The sequence below is a fragment of the Pseudomonas sp. SID14000 genome (assembly GCF_002165135.1).
Lineage (GTDB): Bacteria > Pseudomonadota > Gammaproteobacteria > Pseudomonadales > Pseudomonadaceae > Aquipseudomonas.
This window is the reverse complement of record NZ_NFZQ01000003.1, coordinates 173,119-185,964: the sequence shown is the minus strand read 5'-3', so window position 1 is coordinate 185,964 and position 12,846 is coordinate 173,119. Positions and strand designations below refer to the sequence as shown.

The window sequence follows — 12,846 nt, the reverse complement described above, 5'->3', positions numbered from 1 at the left end:
ACCAGGTAGATAGCAACATGGCACGTAGGGAGTTCCCGCATTTCGAAGCGGTTTCGGCGATGGTTCCGGTGGAAGGCGGCGGCTACAACGCGGCCATCGCGGTCAAGGCCCTGGGTATGGGCGGCGCGCCGCGCTTCCACAAGATTCTCGACGGGCAGGTGTTCAAAGGCGCCGTGGCCGCCGACGAAGCGGCCACGGCCGAGCTGCAACGCCTGCAGGGCGTCAGCGAAGAAGGTGAGCTGATCTGGTGATCAGGCCGGCGGCCTGGCCATCTTGAACAGGTTGCCCAGCTCGAAATAGTCCGCCGGGCCACCGCCACGCAGGATCGGCTCGGCGGCAGCGGTATCGTAGATGCCGTTCTTCAACAGGTACTCGGCAATGTGCACCGCCACCACTTCACCCAGGATCAGCCAGCTGGGCACCAGTTCCTGGTCGGCCCGCTTGAGCTGGACGATCTGGCTGACCTTGCACTCGAAGGCCACCGGGGTTTCGCCGACACGTGGCACGTTGACAACGCGCGACGGTGTGGCAGTGAGGCCGCTCAACTCGAATTCGTTTATCTCGGCTGCAACCGGTGCGCAGCTCTGGTTCATCTGCTCGGCCAGCGGGCGTGTGGCCAGGTTCCAGACGAACTCTCCGGTCTGTTCGATGTTGTTCAGGCTGTCTTTGCGCCCGACACTGCAGAAGCCAATGATCGGCGGGATGTAGTTGAAGGCGTTGAAGAAGCTGTAGGGCGCCAGGTTCAGGCGGCCTTCGCGGTCCTGTGAGGAAATCCAGCCGATAGGGCGGGGGCCGACGATGGCGTTGAACGGGTCGTGGGGCAGGCCGTGGCCTTTGGCGGGTTCGTAGTAATACATCTGTGCTGGGCTGGCTGGCCCTACCTCCTGATTAACGAGGCGCCTAGTGTGCCAAGCCTGTGCTCGCCTGCAAATGATCAAGCCCGGCCGAGGCCGGGCTGGGAGCTCGCATCAGAGATCAGCTGATGCGATTGGCGTTGGTGCGGTCGAAGCCATCTTCGGCGAAGCGTTGGCCACCGGTGCGGTCGAAACCGTCTTCGGCGAAGCGTTGGCCACCGGTGCGGTCGAAACCGTCTTCGGCGAAGCGTTGGCCACCGGTGCGGTCGAAACCGTCTTCGGCGAAGCGCTGGCCACCGGTACGGTCGAAGCCATCTTCAGCGTAGGCAGCGGATTGGCTCTGGGTCGCTGCGAAGGCGTGGGCGTTGGTGCGGTTGAAGCCATCTTCGGCGAAGGCGCCAGCAGCGAAAACCGAGAGGGCCAGGGTGAGGATCAGTTTGTTTTTCATGGTCGTTGCTCCAGGGGTTTTTGAGGTTGTTTTGTTTCTATGGGTTTAATCCTACGCCGATTAATTTGATTAAAAAGCGCAAATAGTAGTGCTTAAAAATCGAATTATTCGATGTATATTGGCGTGCATCTTGTGGCTCGGGCAGCGGTTCTGGCTCAGGATGTGTCCGCCCATGCGCCGACGTTCTGCCAGCCATTTCAGCTTGAGGCGGTGGAATTAATGGGGCGTTAAGGATGAAAAATCTGTCATTGAAGGCTGCTGAACGCATTTTTCATACATCACCAACCGATTTTTCAAATGCTGCTCAGCACCATCGCCGCACCTCAAACCGGAGCGGCACAACAATGAACAAACTTCCGCAAATCACCTTGGCCTTCTGGGTCATGAAGATCTGCGCTACCACCCTTGGCGAAACGGCGGGGGATTTGCTGTCGATGACCCTGAACATCGGCTATGCCCTCAGTTCGTTGCTGCTTATCAGCGTGTTCCTGCTGACCTTGCTCGGCCAGCTGTACTCGCGCCGCTACCACCCGATGCTGTACTGGCTGGTGATCCTCTCCACCAGCACTGCCGGCACCACCATGTCCGACTTCATGGACCGCACCCTGGGCCTGGGCTATGCCGCTGGGGCGGCCATTCTCATCGGCATCCTGCTGCTGACCTTCCTGGTGTGGCGCCTGAGCGGCAACCCGCTGGATGTAACCCGCATCAAGAACCGCACGGGCGAATTGTTCTACTGGGTTGCGATCCTGTTTTCCAACACCCTCGGCACCGCACTGGGCGATTACCTGGCCGATGACTCGGGGCTCGGTTTTGCCGGTGGTGCACTGCTGATCGGCAGTGCTATCGCCTTGGTAGTGGTGGCCCGCTACTGGACACGCATCCCTGGCGTGGTGTTGTTCTGGGTCGCGTTTGTGCTCACCCGGCCGTTCGGTGCCACCTTGGGCGACTTCCTCACCAAACCCCATGAGAAGGGCGGCCTGGACTTCGGCACGGTCGGCTCTTCGGCAGTGTTGGGCGGGGTGTTGCTGGTACTGGTGTTGATGGCCACCTGGTACCAGCGTCGTGAGCCGCGTCAGGCGTTGGAGATGTCCTGAGCCTGCTTTCCGATACCAGTGAGCCGATTAATTGGGCTATTCGGCTCACATGGTGAGCCGAATAGGATTTCTAATCGGCTCATCAGAAGGCTTCGGAGGTATGGCTTGATGTTTGCGCTGTTGCTGAAATCGAGCGCCGTCCGCGCGGTGCGTCTCGCATGCGCTGGAGCCCTCAAACCGTACACCTGGATTGCATGACGCATTCGCATGTATGAAAAAAGGCGCCCCGAAAACGGGGCGCCCTTCTTGATTACCGCAAGCTCACACTCACTCAGTGGTAATCCGCGAGTGCTGCTTGGTGTCCTTCATGGTCGCGTAAACCAGCAGCGAGCAGGCGATGCAGGCGGTGACGTACCAGTAGAAGCCGCTCTCCATGCCCGCGCTCTTGAACCACAGGGCCACGTACTCGGCGGTGCCGCCGAAGATCGACACGGTCAGGGCGTACGGCAGGCCCACGCCCAGGGCGCGGATTTCAGTGGGGAACAGCTCGGCTTTGACCACGGCGTTGATCGAGGTATAGCCACTGACGATGATCAGCGCCGCCATGATCAGGAAGAACGCGCCCCACCAGGTCTGGATGGTGTGCAGGGTGCTGAGGATCGGTACGGTGAACAGGGTGCCGAGCACGCCGAAGGCGATCAGGATCGGGCGCCGACCGATCTTGTCGGACAGGCCACCGATCACTGGTTGCAGGCACATGAACAGGAACAGCGTGGCGGCCGAGATGGTGGTCGAGTCGCTGATGCTCATGCCTACGGTGTTGACCAGGTACTTCTGCATGTAGGTGGTGTAGGTGTAGAAGGCCAGGGTGCCGCCCATGGTCAGGCCGACCACGGTCATCAGCTCCTTGGGGTGGCGCAGCAGGGTGCGCATCAGGCTTTCCTTGGCCTTTTCCTTCTTGGTGAAGGAGGCGGTTTCTTCCATGCCGCGACGCAGGTACAGGGCCACCACGGCGCACAGCGCACCGATCACGAACGGTACGCGCCAGCCCCAGGCATACAGCTGCTCTGTGGTCAGGGTCTGTTGCAGGACGATCAATACCGCCAGGGCGATGAGCTGACCGGAGATCAGGGTCACGTACTGGAAGCTGGAGAAGAAGCCACGGCGGTCCTTGCTGGCCATTTCACTCAGGTAGGTGGCCGAGGTGCCGTATTCACCGCCCACCGACAGGCCCTGCATCAGGCGTGCGATGACCAGCAGGATCGGCGCGGCGACGCCGATGGTTTCGTAACCCGGGGTCAGGGCGATGACCAGCGAGCCTGCGCACATCAGCAGTACCGAGGCCATCAATGCGGCTTTGCGGCCTTTGCGGTCGGCGTACAGGCCCATCAGCCAGCCACCGATCGGGCGCATGAGGAAGCCCACGGCGAAGATCGCGGCGGTATTGAGCAATTGTGCGGTAGAGTCGCCGGCGGGGAAGAAGGCCTTGGCGAAGTACAGCGAGAATGCGGCGTAGACGTACCAGTCGTACCATTCGACCATGTTGCCGATGGACCCGCTGAAGATCGACTTCAGACGGCTGGCGGTGGTTTTTTCTGCGGCAGGCGCGGTGGCCGCCCCGGTGGGCAGGGAGGTGGCATTATCCATCAGGGATACCTTCTCGTTGTTTTTGTGGAGCGCGCCTTGGCGCAGCTTGCACAGGTAATTGCAGAAGGTGTGCCAAATGGGTGCGGAGTGATCCAGATGGGGGCGGCTTGCGCCCTTCGCGGGCACGCCCGCTCCCACAGGGACCGCGGGACGCCTGACTCGTTGCGTTTCTCTGTGGAAGCGGGCGTGCCCGCGAAGGGCTGCAACGCAGCCCAAAAAAATCTTGTTTATGAGCGGTTCTTTGCTTATTGGCTGGGTGCGATAAGCGGATTTCCGCTCATTTGCGCCCTACAAATTCCTCGCGTATCAAACCATGCCGCTGCATCTTCTCGTTCAGCGTGCGCCGTGGCAGTTGCAAGGCCTCCATCACTGCCTTGATCTCACCCCCATGCTGGCGCAGCGCCGCGCGCAGACATTGCGCCTCGAACGCCTCCATCTGCTCGCCCAGCGACTGCCCGGCAGGCGCCACCTCGATGTTCGGCGCGCCCAGCCCCAATGCATGGCGTTCCGCCGCATTGGCCAGCTCACGCACGTTGCCCGGCCAGTCGTGCGACAGCAACTGCGCCAGTTGAGCGCCCGACAGCGGCGGGGCCTCACGGCCAAGCTTTTCGCCAGCGGCACGGGCAAAGTGCTCGAACAGCAGTGGAATGTCCTCACGCCGCTCCCGCAAAGGCGCCAGGCGCAACTCGGCCACGTTCAGGCGATAGGCAAGGTCTTCGCGGAAGCGCCCGGCGCGGGCTTCCTCAAGCAGATCGGGCTTGGTCGCGGCAATGATGCGCAGGTCGACAGCAATACTCTGGTTGGCCCCCAGCCGCTCGAGCTTCTGCTCCTGGATCACCCGCAACAGCTTGGCTTGCTGCGCCAGTGGCATGCTCTCGATTTCGTCGAGGAACACCGTGCCACCGTTGGCGTACTCCAGCTTGCCGATGCGCTTGCCCTGGGCGCCGGTAAAGGCGCCGCTTTCATGGCCGAACAGCTCAGCCTCGAACAGTGATTCGGGGATGGCTGCACAGTTGAGGGCGACGAAGGGCTTGCTGGCGCGCGGACCAAAATCGTGCAGGCAGCGCGCCACGCGCTCCTTGCCACTGCCGGTTTCGCCACGGATCAGCACATTGACCGGCAGGCTGGCCAGGTCCAGCACTTGCCGGCGCAGCTGTTGCAGGCCTTGGGACATGCCCAGTAGCGTGCTTTCCAGGCGTGACTTGAGGTCGGCCTGCTCGTGCAGCCGGCGGTTTTCCAGCACCAGCTGGCGCTTTTCCAGGGCCCGGCGCAGGCTGCCCAGCAGGTGCTGCGGGGTGAAAGGTTTTTCCAGGAAGTCGTAGGCCCCGCTGCGCATGGCTTCCACCGCCATGGGCACATCGCCGTGGCCGGTCAGCAGGATCACCGGCAAGTCGGGGTCGTCCGCCTGCAGGCGTTCGAGCAATTGCAGGCCATCCATGCCCGGCATGCGCACATCGCTGATGATCACCCCGGGGAAGTGCCGTGGCAGGTGCGCCAGGCACTCTTCGGCGCGGGCGAACAGCTGCACGCTGAAACCAGACAGGCTCAGCCATTGCTCGACAGCTGTTCGAATACTGGCTTCATCATCGACGACGATCACTGAATTCAACATACAGGCTCCAGGTCACGGGGCAGGGTCAGGCTAAGGCGCGCGCCGCCGGGCAGGTTTTCGGCCTGCAACTGGCCACCGGCCTCGTGGACGATGCCGTAGGAAATAGCCAAGCCCAGGCCCAGGCCTTCGCCCACCGGCTTGGTGGTGAAGAACGGGTCGAAGACCTTGGCCAGGTCGGCTTCGGCAATGCCGCCCCCCGAATCCAGCACGCTAAGGCGCCACAGCGCGCCGTCGGGCTCGATGCGGATCTCCAGGCGTTTGTAGCGCTTGTCGGCCATGGCGTCGAGGGCATTGCGCAGCAGGTTGATCAGCACCTGTTCCAGGCGAATGGCATCTCCGCGCACCCAGGCCGGGCGCGCCAGGTACAGGGCTACCTCCACTTTTTCGCTACGAATGCGCGCTTCCAGCAGGTGCAGGGCCTGGTCGACCACGGTAGCCAGGTCGAGGCGCTCGCGCAGGCCAACCGGGCTGTTGCGGGCAAACGTTTTCAGGTGGCTGGTGAGCGCGGCCATGCGCGTGAGCATCTGCTCCAACGGCTCCAGCGCCTGGCGTGCTTCGTCATGGCGGCCATGGTCGAGCAGCAGGCGCAGGGTTTCCAGTTGCATGCGCTGAGTGGTCAGCGGCTGGTTGATTTCATGGGCCATGGCTGCCGACATCTGCCCCAGCGCGGCCAGCTTGGCCGATTGCACCAGGCCCTCTTGGGCGGTGCGCAGCTCGCGGGTGCGCTCCTCGACCTGACGCTTGAGCTCCTCCCGGCTGCGCTGGCGCAGCCGGGCCAGGCGCAAGCGCTGGCTGACGAACAGCGCAGCGAACACCAGGCTCAGCCATACGGCGGCGGCGCCGAGGGCGGCATTGCGACCGTCGGCGGCTACCTGCGGCTTGCGCAGCAGATGCAAGGTCCAGTTTTCACCCTCCAGTGGCAGGCTTTCCCACAGGTACTCGGCGCTGCCCTCCGGGCCTTGCACGCGGCTGAGGGTGCTGTTGGCGGCAAAGCGGGTCAGCACCTGGTGCTGCAGCGGCACCAGCGGTTGCTTGTCGTACTGACGGGTTTCGGCCAGTTCGGCACGGTCGGCACCACTGAGTGGCAACAGTTCGCGGTAGCGCCAGCCGTCCTGGTTGGCGATGAAGGTGATGCCGCGGGCATCGCTGACCAGCAGGATATCGCTGCCCTGGCGCCATTCGCGCTCCAGTTCGGGGAACTCCAGCTTCACCACCATGGCGCCGAGGAAGCGGCCATGCTCGTCGTTTACCGCGCTGGCGAGGAAGTAGCCCGGCACGCCACTGGTCACGCCCACGGCGTAGAAGCGACCACTGCCCTGGCTGCGGGCTTGCTTGAAGTAGGGGCGAAAACCGTAGTTGGAGCCCACGTAGCTGCTGGGCAGCCGCCAGTTGCTGGCGGCGATGGCCAAACCGGTGCGGTCGAGCAGCTCGAGGGTGGAGGAGTTGGCGGCGCCATTGATGCGTTCGAGCTTGCGATTCAGGGCGTCCTGCACCGGTTCGCTGACCGGGCCGCGCAGGGCGGCGATCAGTTCCGGGTCCAGCGCCAGCACGGCGGGCAGGGCGCGGTAACGGTCGATCAGCGTGTGCAGGGCATTGGCGTACAGGCCCAGCTGCTGGCTGGCACGCCGGGCGTCGTCTTCCATGGCCTGGCGCTTGGCCTGGTGCATGGCCCAGCCGGCGCTGAAGGCTGTGCCCAGCACGATCAGCAGGGTGATCAGCCCCAGACGCAGGGCGCGAACGGAAATGGGCATGGGGCGGATCCGGATGAATGGGGCATCAGGGCCGGCCTCTTCGCGGGTTTACCCGTGAAAGGGCCGATACAGGCAAAACCTGTCAGTTACAGCAGTTCAAAGCGCTGCTGTTGCACCGCCTGGGAATCCAGCCCGACCTGGACATTGAACTCCCCTGGTTCGGCAACCCGCTGCAGCTGGCCATTGTAGAACTTCAGGTCTTCCTCGCTGATGCGGAAGCTCAATGTGCGCGACTCACCAGGCTTGAGCATCAGCTTCTGGAAGTTTTTCAGTTCCTTGACCGGGCGGCTCATGGACGCCGACACATCCTGCAAGTACAGCTGCACCACGGTTTCACCGTCACGCTTGCCGGTGTTCGTCACTGTTACCTTGGCCAGCAGTGTGTCGCCACGCTTGAGGTTGTTGTTGGACAAGGTCAGGTCCGACAACTCGAAGCTGCTGTAGCTCAGGCCATAGCCGAACGGGTACAGCGGGCCATTGGGCTCCTCGAAGTACTGCGAGGTGTAGTTGCCCGGCTTGCCCGGCGTGAAGGGCCGGCCAATACGGGTGTGGTTGTAGTACATCGGGATCTGCCCAACCGAACGCGGGAAGGTGATGGCCAGCTTGCCGGACGGGTTGTAATCGCCAAAAAGCACGTCGGCAATCGCATTGCCACCTTCGGTACCGGCGAACCAGGTTTCGAGGATGGCGTCGGCCTGCTCGCGCTCCCAGGCGATCGACAGTGGGCGGCCGTTCATCAGCACCAGCACAAGCGGCTTGCCGGTGGCTTTCAGGGCCTTGATCAGCTCGCGCTGGCTGGCTGGAATTTCCAGGGTGGTACGGCTCGACGACTCGTGGGACATGCCGCGGGACTCGCCTACTACTGCTACAACCACGTCGGACTGCTGTGCTGCCTTCACTGCTTCGTCGATCAGCACCGCAGGCGGGCGCGGATCGTCGACGATTTCAGGGGCATCGAAGTTGAGGAAGTTCAGGTAATCGAACATCGCCTTGTCGCCGGTGACGTTGGAACCTTTGGCGTAGACCAGCTTGGCCTTGCCCTCCACGGCGCGACGCAGGCCTTCGCGCACGGTCACCGAGTGTACCGGTTTGCCGTCGGCAGCCCAGCTGCCCATCATGTCGATAGGCGCATCGGCCAGCGGGCCGACCAGGGCAATGGTGCCAGCCTTTTTCAGCGGCAGGGTCTGGTTGCGGTTTTCCAGCAGCACCAGGCTGCGACGCGCCACGTCACGCGCGGCGTCGCGGTGCAGGCGGTCGTTGCCGTAGTAGTCCTTCAGGTCGGTTTCGGCCTTGCCGATGCGTACGTACGGGTCCTTGAACAGGCCCATGTCGTACTTGGCACCGAGTACTTCGCGCACCGCCTGGTCCAGCTCGCCCTGGGTAACTTCACCGGACTTCAGCAGACCTGGCAGCTCTTCGCCGTACAGGGTGTCGTTCATGCTCATGTCGATGCCGGCCTTGATCGCCAGCTTGGCGGCTTCGCGGCCGTCGCGGGCGACGCCATGGCGGATAAGTTCCTGGATGGCGCCGTGGTCGCTGATGGTCACGCCCTTGAAGCCCCACTCCTTGCGCAGCAGGTCGTTCATCAGCCAGGTGTTGGAGGTGGCCGGCACGCCGTTGATCGAGTTCAACGCCACCATCACCCCGCCGGCACCCGCGTCGAGTGCGGCGCGGTAGGGCGGCAGGTAGTCGTTGTACATTTTCGGCAGGCTCATATCGACCGTGTTGTAGTCGCGCCCGCCTTCCACCGCGCCATACAGGGCGAAGTGCTTGACGATGGCCATGATGCTGTCGGGGTTGGCCGGGCTGCTGCCCTGGAACGAGCGGACCATCACCTGGCCGATCTTCGAGGTCAGGTAGGTGTCTTCACCGAAGCCTTCACTGGTGCGGCCCCAGCGCGGGTCGCGGGCGATATCGACCATCGGTGCGAAGGTCATGTCCAGGGCGTCGGCAGCAGCTTCGATGGCAGCGGTGCGGCCGACTTTGGCAACGGCGTCCATGTCCCAGGTCGCGGCCATGCCCAGACCGATCGGGAAAATGGTGCGCTCGCCGTGAACGGTGTCGTAGGCGAAGAACATCGGAATCTTCAGCCGGCTGCGCATCGCCGCGTCCTGCATGGGGCGGTTCTCGGGGGCCGTGCGTGAGTTGAAGGTACCGCCGATGCGCCCGGCGGCAATTTCCTCGCGGATCTTATCCTTGGGCATTTCCGGCCCGATACTGATCAGGCGCAGCTGGCCGATCTTCTCGGCTTCGGTCATCTGGCTGATCAGATGGTCGATAAACGCCTGCTTGTCCTGCAGGGGCGGGGCGGAGGGGGCGGCGAGGGCCGCCTGACTGGCAAGGCCCATGGCCAGGCCCAGCAAAGACAGTTTCATCATCAATTCCGTTGTGGGGCCTTTGCCGTATCCACGTTGATACGTACGCGGCCGAAGTTTTCAGGCGGCTATTGTTGTACGATTTGCAGGCATTTTTTCCAGCGGCGGATTATGCCTGAATATCACGCCTGCGGACGAAGCCCCGAATGCCGGGACAACAACTATAAGAACGCTGAAGAGACCGAAGGCATGATTCCCCTCGACGAATACCATCAGCGCCAGATCGCTGAAGCCATTGCCCGTGCCGAACGGCACACCGATGCCGAACTGGTGACGGTGCTGGCCCGCCGGGCCGATGATTACGCTTATTGGCCATTGTTCTGGGCTGCCGTGCTGGCGCTGGCCGTGCCATGCCTGTTGCACTGGCTGCTGGGCTGGCCTGGGGGGCGTGGCTTGCTGGTGGCCAATGTGCTGCTGTTCGTCGGCTTGTGCCTGTTGCTGCGCAGCCCGCGCCTGGCCGGCTGGCTGATCCCTCGGGCTCTGCGCCGTTGGCGCGCCTCGCGCCTGGCCCGCCAACAGTTTCGCGAACAGAACCTGCAGCGCACGGCAGGTGCCACGGGTGTGCTGATCTTCGTCTGCGAGGCGGAGCGGCATGTGGAGATCCTGGTCGACCGCGGCATCGAGCACCACCTGGATGCCACCGCCCGCGCGGCCATCGTCGCCCGCTTTGCCGAACAGGTACGCCAGGGCCGCACCTTGCAGGGTTTTGTCGAGTGCATCGATGCGTGCGGCGAGTTGCTCAGCGAGCACGTGCCGCCTACCCATTCCCGTAATGAGCTGCCCAACCGCCTGGTGATTCTCGATTGAGTCGAACCCTGCGGATTTGATGTGCCCCCTGTGGCAGCGGGTTCACCCGCGAATGCTGCCTTGAGGCTAGCGACGCATTCGCGGGTAAACCCGCTCCCACAGGGTGTAGAATGCGCTCCCCGCTATCCGAGGCACCGTTTCTCCATGTCCGCCAGTTCTTCTGCCCCATCCGCGCCGGATGCGCGCACCCAGTTTCTCGACCTGCTGAATGCTGCCCTGCACGGCAATACCCTGGTCAAACTGGTATTGGCGCGCCATGTCGGTGCCGACCAGACCTTGCAACGGATCATTGCCAAGCCGCTGCTGGTCAAGGGCCAGCCGTGCCTGTCGCTGGTCTACCGCCATCAGACCCGCGACATCACCCGCAACCTGGCGCTTGACCAGGCCCAGACGCTGGTCGCCGAGCTGTTGCCGGACAGCTTTCGCAACGCCCACCTGTTCGACGCCGACGGTGAGGTGCAGCTGACCTTCAGCAAGAAGGGCAAGCCAATGCTCCAGCGCCACGGCGCACAGGCACCGCGTGAGGCAGCCACCAACAGCGGCCATGACCGCGAAAAGAAACGCTATCTGGAGCTGTCACGGCCGTTCCTGCGTGATCTCGGCGTGACTGACGCACAAGGCGCGCTGATCCCGTCCATGTCGCGCAAGTGGAAGCAGATCAACAAGTTCATCGAAGTCTTCGACCACGCCCTGGCCAGCGCCCCGGTGCCGGCGGAGCAGGCGCTGCGGGTGGCCGACTTCGGCTCTGGCAAGGGCTACCTGACTTTTGCCATGCACGACTACCTGCGCAACAGCCTGGGCCGTGAAGCGCAGGTGACTGGTGTCGAGCTGCGCCAGGATATGGTCGACTTGTGCAACGCCGCCGCCTTGCGCCTGGAGCACCCGGGCCTGGAGTTCCAGTGTGGCGACGTACGCAGCGTGGTGCCCGAGGCCATCGAGGTGATGATTGCCCTGCATGCCTGCGACATCGCCACCGACTATGCCATCCATACTGGCATCCGCTGCAACGCCGCGATCATCATGTGCTCCCCGTGCTGCCACAAGCAGATCCGCCCGCAATTGCACAGCCCAGGGTTGTTGCAGCCGATGCTGCAGTACGGCCTGCACCTGGGCCAGCAGGCCGAGATGCTGACCGACAGCCTGCGCGCGCTGTACCTGGAAGCCTGCGGGTACGAAACCAAGGTGTTCGAGTTCATCTCGCTGGAGCACACCAACAAGAACAAGATGATTCTTGCGGTGAAGCGGCGGCAGGTGGGGGACAACGTTGCGTTGCTGGAGAAGATTGCCCAGCTCAAGGCGTTCTATGGGGTTCAGGAACATTGCCTGGAAACGTTGTTGCGGGCGGATGGGTTGCTCTGACTGTTGCCACCGCTTGACCTGCTCACGCGTGCCTCTGTGGGAGCGGGCGTGCCCGCGAACACCGGCGAAGCCGGTGCCAGCCACCGCGTTGTATTCTTCGCGGGCATGCCCACAGCGCTCCCAAAGGGCTTGGCGTACTCCTATAGGAATAGCGAAACGCCCATTCTTCCAATCAGAAAGATCAAGAGGATTAAAAAGAAGGTGCGGATAAACCGGCTTCCGTAGCGTAATGCCAGGAAAGTACCCGTCAACGAACCTGCAACATTGCAGGCAGCCACCACACCACCGATTGCCCATAGCACATGGCCGGAGGGGATGAAGAAAAGCAGTGCCGCAGTAAATGTACCCAGGTTGACCAACTTTGCAGAGGCCGATGCATTCAGGAAGTCGAAACCAAAATACTTGACGAAAATGAACAGCAGCAAGCTGCCACTGCCGGGTCCAAAGATACCATCGTAGAAGCCGATGGTGCCACCAAAGAAAATACCCAGTACGATTTCTTTCTTGCCGCATTGTACAGATGTATGGGTTTGCCCAAGGTCTTTCTTGATGAATGTATAAATTGCCATGGTCACCAGAGCGGCGAAGACAATGTATTCCATCATGGCTTTGGGCGCCAGCGAGACAGAGTAGGCGCCCAGGAATGCAAAGACAAACGCAGAAAGTGCTGTCGGTAGCATCAGTCGCCATACGATCTTGATTCGTTTCGCATAGCTCAGGGTGGAGAAAATGTTACCCGCGAAAACAGCGATTTTGTTAGTACCAAATACGGTGGCCAAACTGTGGTTTGGCAGTGCGTGAAGGAGAGCGGGGACTTGCACAAGCCCTCCGCCACCTACTGCTGCATCAATTAGTCCGCCGCAAAAAGCGAAAAGGCCCAGAGTGATCAGAGCGTGCTCGAATTCCATGGGTGACACCAGGTTTATGAGTGGAGATCTATCGGCTCTTTGATACGG

General features: G+C 62.3%; 11 protein-coding genes. 4 read left to right on the top strand and 7 right to left on the bottom strand.

The genetic code is table 11. The annotated features are described in order from the left end of the window. The first annotated feature begins 17 nt into the window (after window positions 1-17). A complete protein-coding gene (locus CAY82_RS05930) occupies window positions 18-251 on the top strand; it encodes a hypothetical protein (protein WP_051098363.1) in 234 nt (77 codons plus the stop codon). Here CAY82_RS05930 and CAY82_RS05925 read toward each other — a convergent pair whose 3' ends face one another. After that, the gene (locus CAY82_RS05925) at window positions 252-857 is read right to left on the bottom strand and encodes a flavin reductase family protein (RefSeq protein WP_087500351.1); all 606 of its coding nucleotides are present in this window, start codon (window positions 855-857) and stop codon (window positions 252-254) included. It abuts the gene before it with no gap. Window positions 858-975: 118 nt separating this feature from the next. Continuing rightward, window positions 976-1,302 carry a hypothetical protein gene (locus CAY82_RS05920; protein ID WP_087500350.1) on the bottom strand — a complete coding sequence of 109 codons (327 nt, stop codon included), beginning with the start codon at window positions 1,300-1,302 and terminating at the stop codon, window positions 976-978. 344 nt (window positions 1,303-1,646) lie between these two features. On the opposite strand from CAY82_RS05920, the gene CAY82_RS05915 reads away from it, so the two are divergent. Further along, window positions 1,647-2,399: a hypothetical protein gene (locus tag CAY82_RS05915; RefSeq protein ID WP_087500349.1), complete on the top strand. Its 753-nt coding sequence runs from the start codon at window positions 1,647-1,649 to the stop codon at window positions 2,397-2,399. 267 nt (window positions 2,400-2,666) lie between these two features. Here the strand turns inward: CAY82_RS05915 and CAY82_RS05910 are convergent, their stop codons facing one another. The 4 genes from CAY82_RS05910 to bglX form a co-directional block, all read right to left on the bottom strand. Further along, window positions 2,667-3,986, bottom strand: coding sequence for an MFS transporter (locus tag CAY82_RS05910; RefSeq protein ID WP_085625844.1), 1,320 nt, complete (start codon window positions 3,984-3,986; stop codon window positions 2,667-2,669). 277 nt (window positions 3,987-4,263) lie between these two features. After that, window positions 4,264-5,598, bottom strand: coding sequence for a sigma-54 dependent transcriptional regulator (locus CAY82_RS05905; protein WP_087500348.1), 1,335 nt, complete (start codon window positions 5,596-5,598; stop codon window positions 4,264-4,266). Further along, window positions 5,592-7,349, bottom strand: a complete 1,758-nt coding sequence (locus tag CAY82_RS05900) for an ATP-binding protein (protein WP_087500347.1) — start codon at window positions 7,347-7,349, stop codon at window positions 5,592-5,594. The genes CAY82_RS05905 and CAY82_RS05900 overlap by 7 nt, the downstream gene beginning before the upstream one ends. 86 nt (window positions 7,350-7,435) lie before the next feature. Further along, complete coding sequence (gene bglX / locus CAY82_RS05895) at window positions 7,436-9,727, bottom strand: beta-glucosidase BglX (protein ID WP_087500346.1); 2,292 nt, start codon at window positions 9,725-9,727, stop codon at window positions 7,436-7,438. A 186-nt stretch (window positions 9,728-9,913) separates the two neighbouring features. Between bglX and CAY82_RS05890 the strand changes: the two genes are divergently transcribed. Both CAY82_RS05890 and CAY82_RS05885 read left to right on the top strand, forming a co-directional pair. Beyond that, on the top strand, window positions 9,914-10,531 hold the full coding sequence (locus CAY82_RS05890) for a TPM domain-containing protein (RefSeq protein WP_087500345.1): 618 nt from the start codon (window positions 9,914-9,916) through the stop codon (window positions 10,529-10,531). A 144-nt stretch (window positions 10,532-10,675) separates the two neighbouring features. After that, a complete protein-coding gene (locus CAY82_RS05885; protein WP_087500344.1) occupies window positions 10,676-11,890 on the top strand; it encodes an SAM-dependent methyltransferase in 1,215 nt (404 codons plus the stop codon). 140 nt (window positions 11,891-12,030) lie between these two features. Here CAY82_RS05885 and CAY82_RS05880 read toward each other — a convergent pair whose 3' ends face one another. Next, a complete protein-coding gene (locus CAY82_RS05880; protein ID WP_087500343.1) occupies window positions 12,031-12,798 on the bottom strand; it encodes a TSUP family transporter in 768 nt (255 codons plus the stop codon). Window positions 12,799-12,846 lie beyond the last annotated feature (48 nt).

Excerpts from the sequence above, each read along its gene's own strand:
- CAY82_RS05920 (WP_087500350.1), bottom strand. The coding sequence starts at position 1,302 with ATGAAAAACAAACTGATCCTCACCCTGGCCCTCTCGGTTTTCGCTGCT.
- CAY82_RS05930 (WP_051098363.1), top strand. The coding sequence starts at position 18 with ATGGCACGTAGGGAGTTCCCGCATTTCGAAGCGGTTTCGGCGATGGTT.
- CAY82_RS05900 (WP_087500347.1), bottom strand. The coding sequence starts at position 7,349 with ATGCCCATTTCCGTTCGCGCCCTGCGTCTGGGGCTGATCACCCTGCTG.
- CAY82_RS05905 (WP_087500348.1), bottom strand. The coding sequence starts at position 5,598 with ATGTTGAATTCAGTGATCGTCGTCGATGATGAAGCCAGTATTCGAACA.
- CAY82_RS05885 (WP_087500344.1), top strand. The coding sequence starts at position 10,676 with ATGTCCGCCAGTTCTTCTGCCCCATCCGCGCCGGATGCGCGCACCCAG.
- CAY82_RS05890 (WP_087500345.1), top strand. The coding sequence starts at position 9,914 with ATGATTCCCCTCGACGAATACCATCAGCGCCAGATCGCTGAAGCCATT.
- bglX (WP_087500346.1), bottom strand. The coding sequence starts at position 9,727 with ATGATGAAACTGTCTTTGCTGGGCCTGGCCATGGGCCTTGCCAGTCAG.
- CAY82_RS05910 (WP_085625844.1), bottom strand. The coding sequence starts at position 3,986 with ATGGATAATGCCACCTCCCTGCCCACCGGGGCGGCCACCGCGCCTGCC.
- CAY82_RS05915 (WP_087500349.1), top strand. The coding sequence starts at position 1,647 with ATGAACAAACTTCCGCAAATCACCTTGGCCTTCTGGGTCATGAAGATC.
- CAY82_RS05925 (WP_087500351.1), bottom strand. The coding sequence starts at position 857 with ATGTATTACTACGAACCCGCCAAAGGCCACGGCCTGCCCCACGACCCG.
- CAY82_RS05880 (WP_087500343.1), bottom strand. The coding sequence starts at position 12,798 with ATGGAATTCGAGCACGCTCTGATCACTCTGGGCCTTTTCGCTTTTTGC.